The sequence below is a fragment of the Solibacillus sp. FSL H8-0538 genome, assembly GCF_038003525.1.
In the GTDB taxonomy this organism is placed as follows: domain Bacteria; phylum Bacillota; class Bacilli; order Bacillales_A; family Planococcaceae; genus JBBOPI01.
On record NZ_JBBOPI010000001.1, the window covers coordinates 2,805,519 to 2,824,871 of the forward strand.

At 38.8% G+C, this 19,353-nt stretch carries 20 protein-coding genes, 1 riboswitch and 1 other annotated feature; of the genes, 8 read left to right on the plus strand and 12 right to left on the minus strand.

Features of this window, described 5'->3' with window-relative positions:
• Window positions 1–64: 64 nt before the first annotated feature.
• Window positions 65–279: a binding site (T-box leader), on the minus strand.
• Window positions 280–324: 45 nt separating this feature from the next.
• Together MHH87_RS13245 and MHH87_RS13250 are read right to left on the minus strand one after the other, a co-directional pair.
• Window positions 325–978, minus strand: coding sequence for a 3-oxoacid CoA-transferase subunit B (locus tag MHH87_RS13245; protein WP_340749773.1), 654 nt, complete (start codon window positions 976–978; stop codon window positions 325–327).
• Window positions 979–1,674, minus strand: coding sequence for a CoA transferase subunit A (locus MHH87_RS13250; RefSeq protein ID WP_340749774.1), 696 nt, complete (start codon window positions 1,672–1,674; stop codon window positions 979–981). It lies immediately after the preceding gene.
• A 334-nt stretch (window positions 1,675–2,008) separates the two neighbouring features.
• On the opposite strand from MHH87_RS13250, the gene MHH87_RS13255 reads away from it, so the two are divergent.
• Together MHH87_RS13255 and MHH87_RS13260 are read left to right on the plus strand one after the other, a co-directional pair.
• Window positions 2,009–2,965, plus strand: coding sequence for a TIGR01212 family radical SAM protein (locus MHH87_RS13255; RefSeq protein WP_340749775.1), 957 nt, complete (start codon window positions 2,009–2,011; stop codon window positions 2,963–2,965).
• Window positions 2,965–3,549 carry a class I SAM-dependent methyltransferase gene (locus tag MHH87_RS13260; protein WP_340749776.1) on the plus strand — a complete coding sequence of 195 codons (585 nt, stop codon included), beginning with the start codon at window positions 2,965–2,967 and terminating at the stop codon, window positions 3,547–3,549. Before MHH87_RS13255 ends, MHH87_RS13260 begins: the two co-directional genes overlap by 1 nt.
• Window positions 3,550–3,654: 105 nt before the next feature.
• Here the strand turns inward: MHH87_RS13260 and MHH87_RS13265 are convergent, their stop codons facing one another.
• Together MHH87_RS13265 and MHH87_RS13270 are read right to left on the minus strand one after the other, a co-directional pair.
• Entirely contained in the window at window positions 3,655–5,118 is a 1,464-nt protein-coding gene (locus tag MHH87_RS13265; RefSeq protein ID WP_340749777.1) for an alanine/glycine:cation symporter family protein, read from the minus strand.
• A 184-nt stretch (window positions 5,119–5,302) separates the two neighbouring features.
• Window positions 5,303–6,106, minus strand: coding sequence for an alpha/beta hydrolase (locus MHH87_RS13270; protein ID WP_340749778.1), 804 nt, complete (start codon window positions 6,104–6,106; stop codon window positions 5,303–5,305).
• 221 nt (window positions 6,107–6,327) lie between these two features.
• On the opposite strand from MHH87_RS13270, the gene MHH87_RS13275 reads away from it, so the two are divergent.
• Window positions 6,328–6,849, plus strand: coding sequence for a gamma carbonic anhydrase (locus tag MHH87_RS13275; RefSeq protein WP_340749779.1), 522 nt, complete (start codon window positions 6,328–6,330; stop codon window positions 6,847–6,849).
• Between the two features lie 200 nt (window positions 6,850–7,049).
• On the opposite strand, the gene metK is transcribed toward MHH87_RS13275, so the two are convergent.
• Window positions 7,050–8,246, minus strand: coding sequence for a methionine adenosyltransferase (gene metK / locus MHH87_RS13280; RefSeq protein WP_340749780.1), 1,197 nt, complete (start codon window positions 8,244–8,246; stop codon window positions 7,050–7,052).
• Window positions 8,247–8,585: 339 nt separating this feature from the next.
• Window positions 8,586–8,706, minus strand: a riboswitch (SAM riboswitch).
• A gap of 519 nt (window positions 8,707–9,225) precedes the next feature.
• Here metK and pckA point away from each other — a divergent pair.
• Window positions 9,226–10,812, plus strand: coding sequence for a phosphoenolpyruvate carboxykinase (ATP) (pckA, locus tag MHH87_RS13285; protein ID WP_340749781.1), 1,587 nt, complete (start codon window positions 9,226–9,228; stop codon window positions 10,810–10,812).
• 130 nt (window positions 10,813–10,942) lie between these two features.
• Here pckA and MHH87_RS13290 read toward each other — a convergent pair whose 3' ends face one another.
• The 4 genes from MHH87_RS13290 to MHH87_RS13305 all read right to left on the minus strand — a co-directional run bounded on the left by MHH87_RS13290 (window position 10,943) and on the right by MHH87_RS13305 (window position 13,301).
• Window positions 10,943–11,722, minus strand: a complete 780-nt coding sequence (locus MHH87_RS13290; RefSeq protein ID WP_340749782.1) for an alpha/beta hydrolase family protein — start codon at window positions 11,720–11,722, stop codon at window positions 10,943–10,945.
• The gene (locus MHH87_RS13295; protein WP_340749783.1) at window positions 11,706–12,173 is read right to left on the minus strand and encodes an NUDIX hydrolase; all 468 of its coding nucleotides are present in this window, start codon (window positions 12,171–12,173) and stop codon (window positions 11,706–11,708) included. The genes MHH87_RS13290 and MHH87_RS13295 overlap by 17 nt, the downstream gene beginning before the upstream one ends.
• Window positions 12,174–12,307: 134 nt before the next feature.
• On the minus strand, window positions 12,308–12,616 hold the full coding sequence (locus MHH87_RS13300; protein WP_340749784.1) for a transposase: 309 nt from the start codon (window positions 12,614–12,616) through the stop codon (window positions 12,308–12,310).
• A gap of 241 nt (window positions 12,617–12,857) precedes the next feature.
• A complete protein-coding gene (locus tag MHH87_RS13305; RefSeq protein WP_340749785.1) occupies window positions 12,858–13,301 on the minus strand; it encodes a Dps family protein in 444 nt (147 codons plus the stop codon).
• A gap of 190 nt (window positions 13,302–13,491) precedes the next feature.
• On the opposite strand from MHH87_RS13305, the gene ytzI reads away from it, so the two are divergent.
• The 4 genes from ytzI to MHH87_RS13325 all read left to right on the plus strand — a co-directional run bounded on the left by ytzI (window position 13,492) and on the right by MHH87_RS13325 (window position 15,259).
• Complete coding sequence (gene ytzI, locus MHH87_RS13310) at window positions 13,492–13,641, plus strand: YtzI protein (protein WP_340749786.1); 150 nt, start codon at window positions 13,492–13,494, stop codon at window positions 13,639–13,641.
• Window positions 13,642–13,745: 104 nt separating this feature from the next.
• Window positions 13,746–13,904 (plus strand): hypothetical protein, encoded by a 159-nt coding sequence (locus tag MHH87_RS13315; protein ID WP_340749787.1) that lies wholly within the window; start codon window positions 13,746–13,748, stop codon window positions 13,902–13,904.
• A complete protein-coding gene (gene yidD, locus MHH87_RS13320) occupies window positions 13,901–14,134 on the plus strand; it encodes a membrane protein insertion efficiency factor YidD (RefSeq protein WP_340749788.1) in 234 nt (77 codons plus the stop codon). Before MHH87_RS13315 ends, yidD begins: the two co-directional genes overlap by 4 nt.
• Window positions 14,135–14,236: 102 nt before the next feature.
• Window positions 14,237–15,259, plus strand: a complete 1,023-nt coding sequence (locus MHH87_RS13325; RefSeq protein ID WP_340749789.1) for a metal ABC transporter solute-binding protein, Zn/Mn family — start codon at window positions 14,237–14,239, stop codon at window positions 15,257–15,259.
• Between the two features lie 52 nt (window positions 15,260–15,311).
• Here MHH87_RS13325 and MHH87_RS13330 read toward each other — a convergent pair whose 3' ends face one another.
• From MHH87_RS13330 to MHH87_RS13340, 3 genes are all read right to left on the minus strand, one after another.
• A complete protein-coding gene (locus tag MHH87_RS13330; RefSeq protein WP_340749790.1) occupies window positions 15,312–16,289 on the minus strand; it encodes a transglutaminase domain-containing protein in 978 nt (325 codons plus the stop codon).
• Between the two features lie 241 nt (window positions 16,290–16,530).
• Window positions 16,531–17,964 carry an o-succinylbenzoate--CoA ligase gene (locus tag MHH87_RS13335; protein WP_340749791.1) on the minus strand — a complete coding sequence of 478 codons (1,434 nt, stop codon included), beginning with the start codon at window positions 17,962–17,964 and terminating at the stop codon, window positions 16,531–16,533.
• Between the two features lie 75 nt (window positions 17,965–18,039).
• Window positions 18,040–19,326 (minus strand): diguanylate cyclase domain-containing protein, encoded by a 1,287-nt coding sequence (locus tag MHH87_RS13340; protein ID WP_340749792.1) that lies wholly within the window; start codon window positions 19,324–19,326, stop codon window positions 18,040–18,042.
• Window positions 19,327–19,353 lie beyond the last annotated feature (27 nt).

Here is a 19,353-nt window from a genome sequence, read left to right on the forward strand (position 1 = left end):
CCATTCATATTAGCTGAATTGACAAAATATTTAAAAAATAAAAAAACCCGCCCCATTCTATAAAAGAAGGGACGAGAGATATTTTTAGACTCCCGCGGTACCACCCACATTAGTGACACTGCACTCAGCTTAATTTCTTATCGCGAAAACACGGCTTTTAGCTACTTCATTCACTAAAGCTAACTCCAAGGCGAGTTCGATTTGACACTTACTAGCTTGCACCATCCGCTAGCTCTCTAAAAAGTGAGCCCCTCTACTATTCCTCATCACAGTCGTTAATATTATTTCATTCATTTTAATAGATACTTACAAAAAGTACAAGTGTTATTCAATGATGATTGCTTCCACTACTTGACTACAATCTACCTTTGCATCAATTGCTGAAATAACCTCATCAAGAGTGTAACCATCAAACACTTCTTTTAATACAAGTCCACCAGATGTTACCTCAATGAACGCGCGCTCGGTAATAATCGTATGTACTACCTGCTTACCCGTGAGTGGCAGTGTACATTCGCGTTTAATTTTTGGCGAGCCGTCCTTTGCTGTGTGCTCCATAATGACAATGACTTTTTTCGCACCATGCACTAAATCCATTGCACCGCCCATCCCTTTTATCATTTTCCCGGGAATCGTCCAGTTCGCAAGGTCACCTTTTTCAGACACTTCCATACCGCCAAGAATCGCTATATCAATATGTCCACCGCGAATCATCGCAAACGACTCCGCACTCGAGAATAACGCAGCGCCTGGAATTGTCGTCACAATTTCCTTACTAGCATTAATCAAATCTGGGTCAATTTCAGCTTCAGTTGGATACGGTCCAATGCCTAGTAACCCATTTTCAGATTGCAGTACTACTTGCTTATCGCCAATATAATTCGCCACAAGCGTCGGAATGCCGATGCCTAGATTGACATAATTGCCGTTCTGAATTTCCTTCGCAGCACGTCTTGCAATTTTTTCACGCACATCCATTTACAACGCCTCCCTTACTGTACGGCGTTCAATCCGTTTTTCCTGCGTCGCAACGAGTAGTCCCTGTACATAAATACCCGGTGTATGAATGGTATTTGGATTAAGATCACCTACTCTAACAAGCTGTTCTACCTCTGCAATGGTCACCCTACCTGCCGCTGCCATAATCGAATTAAAGTTTTGTGCTGTTTTATTAAATAGTAGATTGCCATACGTATCTGCAATATGCGCACGGATTAGAGAAAAGTCTGCAGTTAACGCTTCCTCCAGTAAGTATTCTTTGCCGTGGAAAGAACGCACTTCTTTACCTTCTGCAATAGGTGTCCCTATTCCAGCAGGTGTGTAAAATGCTGGAATCCCTGCTCCTCCCGCACGAATTTTTTCTGCAAGCGTTCCTTGTGGAAGAAGCTCGACTTCAATTTCACCAGCTAATGTTTGTCGTTCAAATTCTTTATTTTCACCGACGTAAGAAGCAATCATTTTTTTAATTTGCTTTCCTTTCAGTAATAGCCCAAGCCCCCAGTCATCCACACCACAATTATTCGAAATGATCGTTAATTCCTTTACACCGCTTTCAACAAGTGCCAAAATCGACTGCTCGGGAATTCCGCATAATCCGAAGCCCCCGACCATAATCGTTGCACCGTCTTTGATTTGAGATACTGCCTCCATTGATGTATTAAAAATCGTTTTCACACAACCACCCCTTGTCGTTAAAAACACTTTTTTCTACTTTATGTATCTATTTTAAATGAAGTAGGTGAAATAAAGAACTATAACTACGTAATATTTTTATTTTCCTGTTTTAATGGACGATCATAAAGTAAGGTTGGGATGATTGCGAACATACGCTTTTAGGCATAACTCTTCCTCCACAATAATTAGAATATCTCATAGTAAGATGTTTTTAACTAGGATTCAAGCATTATTTCCATTCAATTACTATCTAATTATTGCGATAAAATAACTTCAAAATGACGTGGCGCAAACGTCATGTTAAAATGAATTGTTAGAGGAGTGAAACGAAAAAATGACAGAACAACAATTTCCTTTCCCATCAGATGGAAAGCGCTATTATACATGGAATCGCTATTTACGTAATGAATTTGGTAAGAAGGTTTATAAAGTGGCCCTTGATGCTGGCTTTGACTGCCCCAACCGTGACGGTACAGTAGCATTTGGCGGCTGTACGTTTTGTAGTGCAGCCGGCTCAGGTGACTTCGCTGGAAACCGCGTTGATCCCATCGATGTACAATTTGCACAAATCAAAGAGAAGATGGAGCATAAATGGAAAGATGGCATGACAATGGCCTACTTCCAGGCGTACACAAATACACATGCCCCTCTTGAAGTATTAAAAGAAAAGTTCGAAGCAGCACTCGCATGTGAAGGTGTTATGGGCATCAGTATTGCGACACGACCGGACTGCCTACCGGATGATGTTGTTGAATATTTAGCTGAGCTACACGAACGCACGTATCTATGGGTAGAACTAGGACTACAAACAGTGCACGAAAAAACAGCGAATTTGATTAATCGTGCGCATGACTATACAACCTATGTAGAAGGTGTTGAAAAACTGCGTAAGCATGGCATTCGCGTATGTACACATATTATTAACGGTCTTCCTTTAGAAGATTACGATATGATGATGGAAACAGCGCGTGAAGTGGCAAAACTCGACGTACAAGGCATTAAAATTCACTTACTCCACTTATTAAAAGGCACACCTCTTGTAAAGCAATACGAAAAAGGGATGCTCCAATTTATGGACAAAGATGCCTATGTGAATTTAGTGGCGGATCAACTCGAAATTATTCCCCCGGAAATGGTCGTCCACCGTATAACTGGTGATGGCCCGATTGACTTAATGATTGGTCCCATGTGGAGTGTAAATAAATGGGAAGTATTAAACGGTATTGATGCGGAGCTAGAGCGCCGTAATTCTTGGCAAGGCAAACATTATAAAGTGGAAGTGAACGACTAATGAAGCTACAGCGTGTACTGCAATATGCGCAGTCTTTACTTGAACTGTCTGTAGGCGAAGGCGATATTGCCGTTGATGCAACAGCAGGCAATGGTCATGATACGTTATTTTTGGCAAATCTTGTCGGGGATGACGGCTATGTGTATGCTTTTGACGTGCAAAAGCAAGCGGTAGATGCTACGCTGCACCGCCTACTTGATAACGCGTTAGAACACCGCGCGATCGTGTTGAAAGACGGACACGAAAACGTAGCGAAATACGTAACAAAGCCAGTGTCTGGTGCGATATTTAATCTTGGCTACTTACCTGGTAGCGATCATGACATTATTACAAAGCCAAATACAACGATCCAATCTCTTGAAAGCTTGCTAAAACTCTTAAAAGTTGGTGGCATCATTGTACTCGTTATTTATCACGGACATGAAGGCGGCAAGGAAGAGCGCGATGAGGTCATTCGTTTCGTAAGTGCGCTACCGCAGAAATATATTCATGTACTGCGCTACGAATTTTTAAATCAACAAAATGACCCACCATTCGTCATTGCATTAGAGAAAGTTAAAGAGACAAATTTCACTCTAAAATAGGGAGAGATGATGCTCTATCTTTTGCGGATATTCCCAAAATCACACATACTAATACGTGAAAAGAGCTACGAGCCTCGGAATAATCCGAAGCAAGTAGCTCTTGTTTTATTTATTTCCGCGTTCTTTATTGTATTGAATCCAGAAATCTGCATTTTTGATACCGAGTTTTTCCGGATGGAAGGTCGGATCCTTGCCCTCTTTTTTCTGTTTCTCGTAATCTTTCAATGCAACGAGTGCCGGCTTCATTAAGATTAACATTGCAATAACGTTTATCCAAACCATGAGCCCAAGTCCTGCATCACCAAACGCCCAAGCGAGATCCGATGTTTTAACCGTACCGTAGAACGCTGAAGCTAGGAGTACAAACTTCATAATGAAGATTCCTATTTTTTCAGCCTTCCCTTCTAGCATATAGGAAACATTTGTTTCGGCAATATAATAGTACGCCATTAATGTTGTAAAAGCGAAGAAGAATAATGAAATCGCTACAAATCCAGATCCAAAATTATTTAATGATGGGAATGCACCATTTACTGCAGCTTGTGTAAAGCCACTATAAGTTATCCCTGGTGCATACTCGACAATTAACTCTCCATCTGCACTACCATTATTTGTATTATATGTACCCATAAACAGAATCATTAACGCTGTTGCTGAACATACAAGTATTGTGTCGATATATACTGAAGCTGCTTGCACTAAACCTTGTTTAACTGGATGAGAAACTTCAGCAGCTGCCGCTGGGTGAGCACCAGTACCTTGACCTGCTTCGTTTGAGTAGATTGCACGTTTTACACCCCAGAAAATCGCACTACCAATCATCCCACCAAATATTGCATCTGAGTTAAATGCTGAACGAACGATTAAACTTAACACTTCTGGTACAGCAGTAATATTCATAATAATAATAATTCCTGCTACTAATAAGTATGCTAATGCCATAAATGGAACTAAAACTTGTGCAACATTGGCAATACGTTTTACCCCACCAAAGATAATAATGCCTAGAAACACAATTGTTACTAAACCTGTAATCCAAGGTTCAATTCCGAATGCATTAGTAACTGCTCCTGCAATCGCATTTGCTTGAACTCCAGGCATTAATACCGCTACTGCTAAAATTGCCGAGATAGCAAAAAGAATACCGAACCAACGTTGACCTGTTCCTTTTTCGATGTAGAATGCAGGTCCACCGCGATAAGTACCATTTTTCTTTTCTTTGTAAATTTGAGCTAAAGTCGACTCTATGTATGCCGTAGACGCTCCGATAAATGCTGTTACCCACATCCAAAATACTGCCCCTGGACCACCAAACGCAATGGCTGATGCTGTACCAACAATATTACCTGTCCCCACACGCCCCGATAAGGCAATCGACATAGCTTGGAATGAAGAAACACCAGCGTCTGACTTTTCACCTTTAAACATAAGTACAAACATGTCTTTAATTAAACGTACTTGTACAAACTTTGTTAAAGTTGAGAATAATAATCCAACGATTAAAATTCCGTAGATCATTACTGGACCCCACAGTATACCGTTCAACCAACTTACAAAATCATTAATCATACTTCCACCCCTTTGTTTGAAATATTTTTTTAATTTAGAGTTCACTATATTACAAATCTATAATACATTCAATTAGTTTTTTGAATTTTCCGCAAAATCATTTTTAAATAATATATCCTTACTATATTTTCTCTGAAATCGAAAAATACCTAACAAGAAATTAATTCTTGTTAGGTATTTTTATTCATTCAACAATATATCCAAGTGATCGCAAAACATTATTAATAAAGTCTTCAGTATAGTAATATACTTCTTCACGCTCTAATTCAAAGTACAGGCTATGTAAGCAATCCGGCCATTCTTTATAGTGAAACTCCGATAATTTTTGCTTCAGTAACCACTGTTTCGTCACACCTATATCAGTTATCTGATCATGTCCACCTGTCATAAGTAACAGTGGGATGTCAGGGAAATGCAACTCCTGATCCTTGCGCGTTCTCATTAAATGTTGGAGCTCCCGATACCATTTCACTGTCACCACATTATTTAAAGGCATATGTTCTTCAATATCCGTGTACAAATCTGAATTTCTTGAAAAATGTTGGATGGAAAGTTCATGCCTTAGCTTTACATTTGAAGTTAAAGCACTAAAACTTGTTAATGCATTTGACAGCTTACCAGGTGATAGTTTTAAGCTCAACCACGGAGAAGTTAAAATGACACCTGCACATTCAAATTTCTTCTTTTGTAAAACTTGCATGGCAATTGTTGCGCCTAGCCCATTTCCTATAACAAACAGCGGTAAATTATATTCGAGTGCAACCGATAAGAGTTGCTTTGTAAATTTGTAATAGTCAGCAAAATCTTCATCATGGTATCGCGCATATTGACTTTGCTCGCCATGACCAGGTAAATCCCCCATTACAACGTGAAATCCCGCGCTTCGCAATTTTTCAATTAGCCATGCATACCAACGATGATGCTCATATGCACTATGAAGTATCGCAATAACTGCTTTCGGTTGCCCATCAGCTTCCCATTTCCACATTGTCAAACCTCCTTAGAAAAACACTTCTCGCCTCATTAAAAGTGAGTTGATGTCCTTACTTATGTCGTTGAGAAAGATGTGCTTTCTTAACGACTAAAAACACCGCATTATACTAATAATAAGCATACAAACGTTATGAAATATTATTTCAAAATTATCTAACATTTGATACGATTAGTATATTCACTATTATATCTTATCGGGAAAAGAGGAGATTACAAATGATTTACCCTTATAAAGATAAAAATCCGAATATAGACCCATCTGCCTTCATCGCTGATTATGTGACAATTACAGGGGATGTTACCATTGGAGCAGAAACGACCATTTGGTTTAATACAGTTATTCGCGGAGATGTTTCGCCAACAGTTATCGGTAAACGCGTGAGCATTCAGGATTTATCGTGCTTACATCAAAGCCCAGCATATCCGTTAATTATTGAGGATGATGTAACAATCGGGCATCAAGTAACATTACATAGCTGTACAATTCGGGAACGTGCACTCGTTGGTATGGGCTCGATCATTTTAGATGGTGCTGAAATTGGAGAAGGTGCTTTTATCGGAGCTGGAAGTTTAGTACCTCCAGGTAAAAAAATCCCTCCGAATTCTCTGGCGATGGGACGTCCTGCAAAAGTAGTACGAGAAATCACACCGGAAGACCGCGAAGATATGGACCGAATTATTCGCGAATACGTCGAAAAAGGGCAGTATTATAAATCTATTCAGGAACAAAAACGCTAAAGCGCCTGCTTAGCCCAGACAAGCTTCTTGCAACCCCGAAGCGAAAGTAAACGCTCCACCACTTTCCCCCAAGGAGCTGGCGCTTTCGCCTAGACGTTGGATGTGCTTATTTGAATGGTATCCACAAGGAAAAATTTATTATTTTTTTAACAAAAATAAACGGTGAGCTTACATTTTTTCGTAAGCTCACCGTTGCTATTTTATAAACCAGCTTTTTCTTTTAATACAGATGCTTTATCCGTATTTTCCCAAGGTACATTTAAGTCCGTACGACCGAAGTGACCGTAAGCTGCTGTTTGTTTGTAAATTGGGCGACGTAGGTCGAGCATTTTAATAATGCCTGCAGGACGTAAATCGAATAATTCACGAATCCATTCTACGATTTGGCTTTCAGCTACTTTACCCGTGCCAAATGTGTCAACCGCGATTGACACTGGACGAGCAACACCAATTGCATATGCAAGTTGTACTTCTGCACGATCAGCTAGACCTGCTGCTACGATGTTTTTCGCAACGTAACGTGCTGCGTATGCTGCTGAACGGTCAACTTTTGTTGCATCTTTACCAGAGAATGCGCCGCCGCCGTGACGAGCATATCCACCATACGTATCAACGATGATTTTACGCCCTGTTAAACCAGCATCGCCTTTAGGTCCACCGATTACGAAGCGGCCTGTTGGATTGATGAAGTATTTTGTGTTGGCATCGATTAATTCAGCAGGTACGACTGGTCCGATTACCATCGCTTTTAAGTCTGCTTGAATTTGCTCTAATGTTACATCTTCATCATGCTGTGTAGAAATAACAATTGTATCCACACGCAATGGTGTATTGTTTTCACCATATTCTACAGTTACTTGCGTTTTACCATCTGGTCGTAAATAAGTAAGCTCGCCTGATTTACGTACTTCTGTTAAACGGCGTGCTAATTGATGCGCTAAGCTAATTGGTAAAGGCATAAGTTCTGGTGTTTCGTTACATGCGTAACCAAACATTAAACCTTGGTCACCAGCACCAATTGCATCGATATCGGCATCTGTCATTGAACCTTCACGTGCTTCAAGTGCTTGGTCAACACCTTGTGCGATATCCGGTGATTGCTCACCAATTGCTACTAATACTGCTAGATTTTCAGCATCAAAGCCGTATTTACCACGCGTATAGCCAATTTCTGCTACTGTATCACGAACGATTCCTTTAATATCTACATATGTAGATGTTGTAATTTCTCCTGCTACAAGTACTAAACCTGTTGTTACAGTTGTTTCACACGCTACACGTGCATTTGGGTCTTCTGCTAAAATCGCATCTAAAATGGCATCTGAAATTTGGTCACAAATTTTGTCCGGATGCCCTTCCGTTACACTTTCAGATGTAAACAGTCGTCGGTTTGTCATTTGATTTCCTCCTAGTTATCCTTGCAAGTAAACTTGCGAATTTGAGACGGTACTCATATTCCCATGTTAAGTTCATGCCAATAGGATGAACTTCAAGCCTTTACTGCTTTTTTAACACGAGGATTTCGAAAGGTATATAATATTGAAAGAACTCATTTCATTCGAGTTAATTCCTATTTATTGGATAGACACCTCTCGCCCCATTACAGGACGAGATGATGTCCTTTATTATGTGGTTAAAAAAGTTAACCTTTCTTAAGCACTAAATAAAAAAATCCCTTCGCTCATTAATCGTACAATCGTACGTGAGGAAAGGAGTGTTGTTTTCGTTACCTTTCACTCTTATCGTTCAAGGGAATGTCCCTTGCATCAGGTTGGCACCAACACGTTACATGATTAACATGTATTGCAGGTTGCCGGGTTTCATAGGGCCTGACCCTCCACCAGCTCGGGATAAGAGTATCCGTTCAAGACTACATGTTACGTAATAATTCAAGTGATGTCAAATAATATTTGTCGATTTCTGTACAGGTCTTTACCAAAACTTGCGCTTTACCTAAAAGAAAGTGTACTATTTTATAAGCACATGGAACGGAAGGCGGCGAGTGTAGCTGACGGCATTCGCCTTTCGCTACAGAGCAAAGCTTCCTGCGGGAAAAGCATGCGAACCGAGACCCTGGACTGAGGTCAACACGATGTTGGTCACAAAGGCGTTGCCACAGGACGTGGCGTACTTAGCCTTTGTTCTTTTGTTCCACTGAAGCGGCTCGGTGCTTGCCCGCGGAAAGCGTCCGCCTGGAGTGGAATGTGCTGTCAAGTACAGATTTTGGTGTAGAGCCTTCTGTACAGTAAAAAAATCATTAAAATTAATTAAGAGTTAGTATAGATTATTTAACTCAATGTGTTATACTATTTTTGAAATAGGAAAAAGAAATCCCTTAAAACTGGGAATATTATAAAAAAGGATGGTATTTAATCGATGAATTCAGTAGAAATTGCTAACGAACTGAAGGAATTATTAAGCGGTGGAAACATCAAAGTTCAACTTTCAGTACCACAATTAGTAGAAAAAGCTACATCACGCGGAGAAGCAATGTTAACTGTAGACGGTGCCTTATGCGCTGAAACAGGTAAATATACTGGTCGTTCTCCTAAAGATAAATACATGGTAGAAGAAGATAGCTCTAAGGATAAAATTGACTGGGGCAAAGTAAACCGTCCTATTTCATCTGAAGTGTTCGATAATCTATATGTTAAAGTTGTAAACTACTTAAAAGAGCAAGACGAGTTATTCGTATTTAACGGTTTTGCAGGGGCAGATAAAGCTTCTCAACTTTCAATTAAAGTAATAAACGAATATGCTTGGCATAATCTATTCTGTCATCAATTATTTATCCGTCCAACAGAAGAAGAACTAGCTTCTCATGTGTCTGATTTTACAATTGTTTCTGCACCAAACTTTAAAGCAAATCCGGCTGTAGATGGTACAGATTCTGAAACCTTCATCATTGTTTCAATGGAGAAGAAAGTTATTTTAATCGGTGGTACAGAATACGCAGGCGAAATGAAAAAATCTATTTTTGGTATTATGAACTACTTATTACCAGAACAAGGTATCCTTTCAATGCACTGCTCAGCTAACGTAGGTGAAGCTGGAGATGTAGCGTTATTCTTCGGGTTATCAGGTACAGGTAAAACAACTTTATCAGCTGATAGCGACCGCAAATTAATCGGTGATGATGAGCACGGCTGGTCAGATACTGGTGTATTCAACATTGAAGGTGGCTGCTACGCAAAAACAATCAACTTATCAGCTGAAAAAGAGCCAGAAATTTATAATGCCATTAAATTCGGGTCTGTACTTGAAAACGTAGTCATTGATCCACAAACACGCGTTTGTGATTATGATGATGGTTCATTAACTGAAAATACTCGTGTAGCGTACCCAATCGACTACATTGACAATATCGTAACACCATCTGTGGCAGGTCACCCTAAAACAATCGTTTTCTTAACAGCAGATGCTTTTGGTGTGTTACCTCCAATCTCTAAATTAACAAAAGAACAAGCAATGTATCATTTCTTAAGTGGTTTCACTTCTAAATTGGCTGGTACTGAGCGAGGCGTTACTGAGCCAGAACCAGTATTCTCTACTTGCTTCGGATCTCCATTCCTTCCACTTCCAGCACAACGTTATGCTGAAATGTTAGGTGAGAAAATCGACGAGCACGGTGCACAAGTATTCCTAGTAAACACTGGTTGGACTGGTGGCGAGTACGGCGTTGGTAACCGTATGAAGCTTTCTTACACTCGTACAATGGTGCGCGCTGCAATCGATGGCAAGTTAAGTAATGTAGAAACAACTACTGACTCTGTATTTGGATTACACATCCCAACAGCGGTTGAAGGTGTTCCTACAGAAGTATTAAACCCACGTGATGCTTGGGCTGACAAAGCTGCATATGATGCAAAAGCGGCTCACTTATCAAGTTTATTCAACGAAAACTTCAAGAAATTCTCAGGTGTTTCTGAAGATATCGTATCTAAGGGTGGCCCTTTAGTTTAATCGCTACTGCGGCGCTAAACAAACTGACATAATCGTTTATTAAAACTTTATATCATATTAAAAATCCAACAACGGCGTGTACTACACTGTTGTTGGATTTTTTATTTGTAAATAACACTTACTTTCATTTTTACTGCAACTTCATCCACTCACATAAGCTTCTAACGGTTTCACGGTTTAATTTCTGTGGATAATGATGCTTTAAGCCAAAAGAATACCATGTTTCTACCGGCTTTCCCTCGTCCTGCAAGTAAAACTCTAGCAGGTACGCATGCTCAATATCTACATGCTCATCACTAGTACCATGAATTATTAATACCGGTGCTTGTATGTCTGCAACATCGTAAAGTGGCGTCCGTTCATCATATTTTTCGGGTACTTTATTCGGTGTACCGCCAACAATTCGCTTCAAGCCACGACGCATATCTACACGGTCCCAGTACGTTGCTGTTGCATCCGATACCCCTGCCCATGTAACGAGCGATTGAATATCATTACGTAAAATTGCCGTCCACAATACCATTAAACCGCCGCGAGAAAAGCCGTATAAATGGACTTTTTCTTTTGTCGTAAATTGCTTCAACACGTCCACCGCGTACACTGCATCATATCGGTCATGGCCAGCAAACTCATCCTTGCCTTCTCCGCCACGATTGCCCCGGTAATACGGAGCGAATACGATGAAACCTTGTGCAGCAAACTGTGCGATGCGTGCTGGTCTTACCATGCCAATTGATTGTAGACCGCCACGTAAATACAGCAACGCTTCATAATTTCCTGGCTTTTTTGGACGGGCAAGCAAGCCTTTTACACGTAGCCCTTGCGACCAATACGTAATTTCATCTAAACGAATATTCGGATTCGGTGATGGGTAATTACGCATGGAAAAAATTTTACCATTGTCGGCCATGTGTTTTCACTTCCTGTAACATCTTTTTCATGCCGGCATCGCGCATATAGAAGCTTAAATTTGGCTGCTGCCATAGCTCCTCTTCTGTGAGCCATGTCATCCCCGACGTTTCATAATCACCTACAAATGGGTCTATCGATCTCACCTTTCCAGTGAATACAGCCTTACAAAATGGCTTTTCATCGTGGACGATATAGTAGGCAAACCATTGTAAATCACCAATTTTCACTGATGTTTCCTCGTAAACTTCTCGAATAGCTGCCTGTTCAAGTGTCTCAGCCGGTTCTAGCTTCCCTCCAGGAACTTCGACACCACGTCTTTTATGTATAGTGCAGAGCCATTTTCCATTATGCTGCACTAGCACTAATACATGCTTTGGCTCCACATCAAATGGCCCTTCATCAAAACGTAAATCTACCTTAAATCCATTTTCATCGACAAATGTATACATGCTTCGGCTCAACTCCTATATAAACATAAGTGTAGCGAAGGATGTGCTAGCATTCAACTTAGAAACCCAGATTTTGCACAAAAATTAGGAGTGATACTGTCCTTTTTGGTGTGGGTAAGAAAGGTTGTACTTCCTTATCTACTAAAATAAGGTAATTGTTCAACGAATTTCTTTGTCTCAGCATCCCCAAATTCATGAATAAGGGCATAAACTTTTTTCAAACGAGTATCAATTTCGCTATTTAACTGATCTAGATGATATGGAATACACGGTAAATGGGCTCGAAAGGCATTTTTTTCTTCCAGTCGCTGAATTTGCTGAAATAACTTGGCAAACACATTTGCTTTAATTGGTTCGAGTTTTAACACAAATTCATTAGATGGACCAGGAAAGAAATTACACGTTAAATGGGCGATAGATACATAAACATTTGTTTTCTCCATAAAAGCACCTCCATTATTTTAGAATGTGCTTCCAAGAACATCTTTATTCATAAGACGCTATTAAACGCTACCATTGGTTAATTGCATAAAATCAGCAATGTTATTTTACATAGCCACTTTAAGAGTGTTAAAGCGCCTGCTTCGCCCCGACAAGTGTTGGAGAGTCCGTAGTGAAGATGAAATTGTATAACTCGCTTAAGTGTAAAAAAAAGCGACCCCGTATTGGAGTCGCTTCAAATCATTATTTCCCTAAGAAAGCTGATAGCATCCATGCATGCTTTTCCAGGATTTGATAATTTGCATTTAGTAAATCTTCTGTGCGATCATCGCCATCCTCTGCCGCTTGTTCCATTGCCTCTTTTAATGCATTCATAATCGTTTTAAAGTCAGCAATAATGATTTCGACCATTTGTTCTGTCGTTTCATTGCCCGTTGCTTCATCGATATGTGACAGCTCTAAATGCTCTTTTAATGTCGCAACAGGCTTGCCACCTTTTGATAGGATGCGCTCCGCAACTTCGTCTAAATTTAATGTAACTTCATTGTAGAGTTCTTCAAATTTTGTATGTAGCGTAAAAAATGAAGGTCCATTTACATACCAGTGATAATTATGCAATTTCGTATAAAGGACTGACCATGTTGCAACTAACTTGTTTAATTGTGTATTTAACTCATTGTTCGCCATGTCTATCACCTCATAAAATTTTTAATAACTGATAAGCGTTATCATTACCATTGTACATCTTCTTCCAACATTAGTATGTGACAAATTCACGAAAACTATTTATCCTCGCAAGACTCTTTCCCATAAAATTCAACATAACAGTGGAAATTATTATAAAATTAATTTAACAAGTTGAAATGGAGTGAAACAGTTGACAATCCCTCTAAATGTTTTAATCGTTATTTGCATAATAATAGTTGCCATCATTACAGCAATGACATTAATCGCGGTGAAATGGGGCTATAGCGTGAAGCATACCATTGATCCGATTGAAGAACATTCACCTAAAGAAAAACAGTAATTCAATTAGGCGATTCCTTGCAATTATTAAGAATTTTTGACAACTGTTCCGATGCTATGATTCCTATTAGAAATATTCTATAATACAAATAGAGGTGAATTATTTTGAGTCTTCCAATTGTACTAATTGTCATTGTTAGTATTATGAGTATTTTCGCTTTTGCTATTTTTATTATTGCGAAAAAAAGCAACTTTTCAACTCAGCAAACCATTGATACAAAACCGATTCGTGCGTTTAAAAATGGTGAGCAGGAGATAAAATGAAACATATTTTTATTTGGCTAATCCAACTATATCAAAAGTATCTTTCCCCAATGAAGCCACCTTCATGCCGCTTTCATCCTACTTGCTCAAGCTATGGGATAGAAGCATTTCAAAAGCATGGTATGATCAAAGGAGTTTTAATGACTATCATTCGCATATTAAAATGTCAGCCGCTACATCCTGGTGGGTTTGACCCGGTACCAGATAAATGGCCTTCGAAAAAAAAATAATTTCGAAGGTCTTTTTTTATTGTTTTTTAAGGATTGTTCATGTATGATTAAAAATGTCGAAAATACAAATCGTAATAATTACTATTTAAGAGGAGTTTAGGTATGAAAAATCTTCTATCAATATGTCTATTCACACTACTTGCTGTTGTTTTAGCCGCTTGTAGTTCTAATGATGCAAGCTCTACGACAAAAGAACAAGCATCAAACGAACAATTATCAATTTACACAACGGTTTATCCACTTCAATATTTTACTGAACGTATTGGTGGTGACTATGTAGACGTTAAATCAATTTATCCTACGGGGGCAAACGAACATTCATTTGAACCAACACAAAAAGATATGATGGCATTAGCAGATTCCGATTTATTTTTCTACATCGGACTAGGTCTTGAAGGCTTCGTAGAAAAAGCTAAGAAAACCTTAGCACATGAGGATGTGAAATTAGTTGCTACTGCAGACAATGTAACGGAGGAGCAATTACACATTTCTACTGGTCATACTCATGCTGAAGCGATTGGAGAGGATGATCATGAACACGAAGGTCACGACCACGCAGAGGAAGCTGTAGAAGTAGAGCCTAATGAGCATGCACATACAGATCATGATGCACATGTTTGGCTATCACCTGTAATTTCACAGGACCTAGCATTAGTTATTAAAGAAGAGCTTGTTGCAGCGATGCCTGAGCAAGCTGAACTGTTCACGTCGAATTATGAAGCGTTAGTTGCAGATTTACAAGTATTACACGATGATTTCGAAGCGATGGCAACTGCTACAACTTCTAAAACATTCTTCGTTTCTCATGCAGCTTTCGGTTTTATTGCAGGTCATTACGGATTCACACAAGTACCAGTTGCCGGTTTAAACTCGCAAAGTGAGCCTTCACAAAAAGAATTAACAGCCATTGTTGATTTAGCGAAAAAAGAAAATATTGACTATATCTTCTTCGAGCAAAATGTTTCATCTAATCTTGCTTCGGTCATCCAAAAAGAAGTGGGCGCGGATACATTAATTCTTCATAACTTAAGTGTATTAACGCAAGATGATATCGATAATGATGAAAACTACTTCTCATTAATGCGCAAAAATATCGATGCTTTACAGAAAGCATTAACTAGATAGACTCAGCTCGCCCTAGAAATTATTTCTAGGGCGTTTTTTATTTGCTCGAACGTTATTGGCTACTCAAAGACTTCTTTTCTTGATTGTAGACAGATGCTGTTATTTTTGAAATTTTTAATGTTTTTAAATCCATTTGATAGAATTCACTATCTTTTATATTTTTATAATATAAAGTTTGTCCTTTTGTGAAAGCTGAATCCACCACTTGCAAATAAGCGAAATTTTCTTTTGTTGCCGGTGGGTATTCTGCGTTTGACCAGCTATGTGTAGTTGCCATTTGGCTGTCTGATAATAGAAAATATTTATAACGCACCTCATTTTCTCGGTTTGGTACAGGGTCATCCCAAGTTACATCTACATGGTACCAAGCACCTTCTACCTTGGCTAAAACCCAAGCATGGCGCTCTCCACCAGCATGACCCTTTACATATTTCACTTCAACGTTTAGCTCCTCTAGCATTTTGTACATTAAGAGTGCATAGGCCTGGCATACTCCTTCATTTTCCGTTAGTAGGGTATACGTAATATACTGGCTATTTAGTGTGTTAGATGAATAGGAAGAATTCACAATAATATAGTCATGCACTGCCTTTACTTTTTCAAAATCACTTGCAGAGGCACTTACAATAGTGGGCAATAACTTTTTAGCTTGGGCACTAACATAATCCTCTTGCTCCTTTGATGTTAAATACGTAATTGTAAAATGAATTGTTGCAGTATTGCCAACATGGCGATAGCTCGCTTCCCATTTTGAAATATTTTCATATACATATGATTTCGTCTTTCGAAACTCATCCATAATCGAATTTAGCTGCGTTTTTAAATTATTTACGTCGCCAACATGATTAATTGAAAATGAGGTTTCAAAGTTGGCTAATGATTTATAAATTTCTCTTTTTAGGTTTTTCTCAGAAGAAGCGATCCAATGGCTATTTGCATACACAGTTTCAGGTGCATTCGTCAATAGTGCTACAGGTAGTGAGCTAAAGCATAATACAGCTGCTAAGAAATAGTTCATAAATCTCTTCATATCTGATACCTCCTATCAGTCGTATAAAATTTATATGCGAAATTTAATATTTTTATGATTCATATTAAGACTTAGGTAAAACTATCAAATAGCCTAGCATTAATAAGCTGCACACTCTATGCTACATACCTTCAGCACTAGAGTAGATGGCTTACTAACATATTAAACATGCTAATATAGCGTAAAATTAACATAAAAAAAACGAAAAAACCCCTTTTCTAAAAGAGGTTTTTAAAATTACTTATTTTATTTCCTTCAATTTCCTTCTCATTAGTTTATTAGAACCATTCCGAGGTAATTGTGCTACAAAAACGATTTCCTTTGGTATTTTATAGTTCGCAAGCTTTGTTTTACAAAAGTCTAAAATACATTCTTTATCTACATTTTCTTTCAAGACAATATAGGCAACTGGCACTTGTCCCCACTTTTCGTCAGCAATGCCGCATACTCCTGCTTCCTTCACAGCTGGATGGGCGAGCAACACATTTTCAATTTCAGCAGGATAAACATTTTCACCACCAGAAATAATCAAATCTGAACGGCGATCTACTACATATAAATATCCATCTTCGTCAAGATAACCGATGTCCCCGGTATGAAGCCAACCATTTTCAGTTGATGGTTTATTCTTAAAACGTCCTATATACCCTGGTGTAACATGGGGACCACGAACTAAAATCTCTCCCTCACGATCCGCTTCATTTGCTTTGTTAATTTTTATTCGATTGAAAAACAATGGTTTTCCGGAAGAACCAATTTTCTTAAATGCATCCTCATTCGCTAAAGTTGCCGTTTGAGAGGACGTTTCGGTCATACCATATGTTTGTGAGACGGGGAGATGAAGCTTTGCCGCACGCTGTAAATAATCTACTGGAATCGGTCCACCACCGGCAAGTATCGCATTAAAATTCGGATGTGCTTTCTGCTGCAGGCGTTCTAGCTCGCTTAAAATATGCTCTAACATCACAGCAACGACCGACATTTTTGTTACCGTACCGTCGATAATTTCCGCCGCACAAGACACGACATCAAATTTTTCATATAAACGTATCGTCATACCATAAAGCAAGGAACGCACTAAAATAGAAAATCCACTAATGTGGAAAATCGGTACTATGCAAAGCCACGTATCCCTTTCCACTAAACCAAGATTGAGTACAGAGCTAATCGCACTTGCACTATGATTCCCAACCGTTTGGCGTACGCCTTTTGGGAAACCTGTAGTCCCTGACGTATACATAATCGTTATTGTATCCTGTTCATCCCATTCCTGCTCAATCTCTACATTTGCCACTTCTACTTGTTGTAACTTTGAGAATGGAATGATTCGATCATCTGGTTGTAGTTTATGTAACTCCTGGTCCTGTACAAAAATCGCTTTTACGTCAGCATCTTCCACTTGATAAGCAAGTTCTTGCTCTGATAGCCGGCCGTTCAGCATGACCATTTCTAAACGAGCATGCATACAACCATAAATTACCATAATAAGTTCTGGAATTGACGGGGCGAGTAGTGCAACACGTTCTCCCCGCCTTAAACCTAACGTATTTATTTTCTGTGCAATGCTACTCGCTTCTTCGTGCAATTGTTGAAACGTCCACTGCTGCGTACCAAAACTTAAACCAATTCGTTCTGGTGTTAAAGAGGCGCGCTGCATAATCCAGTTTGGATGCATAATAATCCCTCCATGATATACAATGGTTTTATTTTAAACCTACATAAAAAAAAATAGCAAAGGAATTATCCTCTACTATTTACAAGTTACAATCGCATGATGATTTTTTCCTTGCCCTTTTACTACATAAAGTGCCTCATCTGCACTTTTTAAAATCATTGATGCGGTTAAACTATTTTTATGACATAAAGTAATACCAATACTCGTTGTTATATAATGTGCCGTTTGTTGAATAATGACCGGTTGCTCGAAACTTTGTTGAATTCTTTTAGCAAAGAGCTCCACACTTTTTTCTGAATCGACCTGATTTATTAATATAATAAATTCATCCCCACCTAAGCGAGCAGCTACACCAAACCCACCCATAATTTTCTGAAGACGATGGCCAAACTCTTCTATCACCTTGTCACCAATTTCATGTCCGTAACAGTCATTAATCATTTTAAAATTATCTATATCTAACAGCATTACGGCAAAGCATTGATCTAGCTCTTTTAATAGGACTAATGCTTCCGACAAATGCTTGCTGAACAAGCGACGATTCGGTAAACCTGTTAAAGCATCGTGATACGCAAGAAATTTCAGTTTCTCTTCACTTTCCTTTTGCTTTGAAATATCACGCGCTACTAATAACATATGGCGGAACTGCAGATCATCACTAAAAACCGGCTTGCCATTAATTTCGGTCCAAACCCAACCGCCATCTCCGTGTAACACCTTTAAAATAACTATGTATGGCTGCCCATCTTGTATGGCCTGTTCAAACTTTTCTACCAGCTCTGCTACATAATCAGGATGAATATTAAAAAATGCTTCTTTTTTAAGTATGTCCTCGTAAGCAAGTCCAAACATTTGCTTACTCGACGGTGAAACGTATAAATACTCCTTATTAGCATCCATCAACATAATAACATCTTGAACATTTTCCGTAATGATTCGGAAGCTCAATTCACTTTCCAAATAGTGTTGTGCCCTTTTATCAAGCTCTCGCATATCTTTCACAACTAAAAAATAACCTTGAATTTGTTCGTCCTGCTTCATTGGTACAACTTTCATTAGGCAACCAATTTTTCTGTCTTCGCTAGAAATTAAATTAAAACGATTATCCTGATAAATTGTATGCGTGCCAAATAATTGTTCTTCTGCTTCTTTCCGTTCTGCCTCATCAATTAACGATAAAAAATGAGTCCCTTGCAGCTCTGATAACAAGAAACCACTCATTTTCTCTAAAGCCATATTGCCATCTAGAATATAGCCTGCTTCGTTTAGTACAAAGATAGCATCTGAATTATCTTCAAATAAAGAATGAAAAAGTATTAGGTTCTCTTTTTTTGCCTTTTTCAAGCTATCATAAGTTACCATCTAAACCTCACCTTTACAAATCAAATT

Excerpts from the sequence above, each read along its gene's own strand:
- MHH87_RS13245 (WP_340749773.1), bottom strand. The coding sequence starts at position 978 with ATGGATGTGCGTGAAAAAATTGCAAGACGTGCTGCGAAGGAAATTCAG.
- MHH87_RS13255 (WP_340749775.1), top strand. The coding sequence starts at position 2,009 with ATGACAGAACAACAATTTCCTTTCCCATCAGATGGAAAGCGCTATTAT.
- MHH87_RS13260 (WP_340749776.1), top strand. The coding sequence starts at position 2,965 with ATGAAGCTACAGCGTGTACTGCAATATGCGCAGTCTTTACTTGAACTG.
- MHH87_RS13265 (WP_340749777.1), bottom strand. The coding sequence starts at position 5,118 with ATGATTAATGATTTTGTAAGTTGGTTGAACGGTATACTGTGGGGTCCA.
- MHH87_RS13270 (WP_340749778.1), bottom strand. The coding sequence starts at position 6,106 with ATGTGGAAATGGGAAGCTGATGGGCAACCGAAAGCAGTTATTGCGATA.
- MHH87_RS13275 (WP_340749779.1), top strand. The coding sequence starts at position 6,328 with ATGATTTACCCTTATAAAGATAAAAATCCGAATATAGACCCATCTGCC.
- metK (WP_340749780.1), bottom strand. The coding sequence starts at position 8,246 with ATGACAAACCGACGACTGTTTACATCTGAAAGTGTAACGGAAGGGCAT.
- pckA (WP_340749781.1), top strand. The coding sequence starts at position 9,226 with ATGAATTCAGTAGAAATTGCTAACGAACTGAAGGAATTATTAAGCGGT.
- MHH87_RS13290 (WP_340749782.1), bottom strand. The coding sequence starts at position 11,722 with ATGGCCGACAATGGTAAAATTTTTTCCATGCGTAATTACCCATCACCG.
- MHH87_RS13295 (WP_340749783.1), bottom strand. The coding sequence starts at position 12,173 with ATGTATACATTTGTCGATGAAAATGGATTTAAGGTAGATTTACGTTTT.
- MHH87_RS13300 (WP_340749784.1), bottom strand. The coding sequence starts at position 12,616 with ATGGAGAAAACAAATGTTTATGTATCTATCGCCCATTTAACGTGTAAT.
- MHH87_RS13305 (WP_340749785.1), bottom strand. The coding sequence starts at position 13,301 with ATGGCGAACAATGAGTTAAATACACAATTAAACAAGTTAGTTGCAACA.
- yidD (WP_340749788.1), top strand. The coding sequence starts at position 13,901 with ATGAAACATATTTTTATTTGGCTAATCCAACTATATCAAAAGTATCTT.
- MHH87_RS13325 (WP_340749789.1), top strand. The coding sequence starts at position 14,237 with ATGAAAAATCTTCTATCAATATGTCTATTCACACTACTTGCTGTTGTT.
- MHH87_RS13330 (WP_340749790.1), bottom strand. The coding sequence starts at position 16,289 with ATGAAGAGATTTATGAACTATTTCTTAGCAGCTGTATTATGCTTTAGC.
- MHH87_RS13335 (WP_340749791.1), bottom strand. The coding sequence starts at position 17,964 with ATGCATCCAAACTGGATTATGCAGCGCGCCTCTTTAACACCAGAACGA.
- MHH87_RS13340 (WP_340749792.1), bottom strand. The coding sequence starts at position 19,326 with ATGGTAACTTATGATAGCTTGAAAAAGGCAAAAAAAGAGAACCTAATA.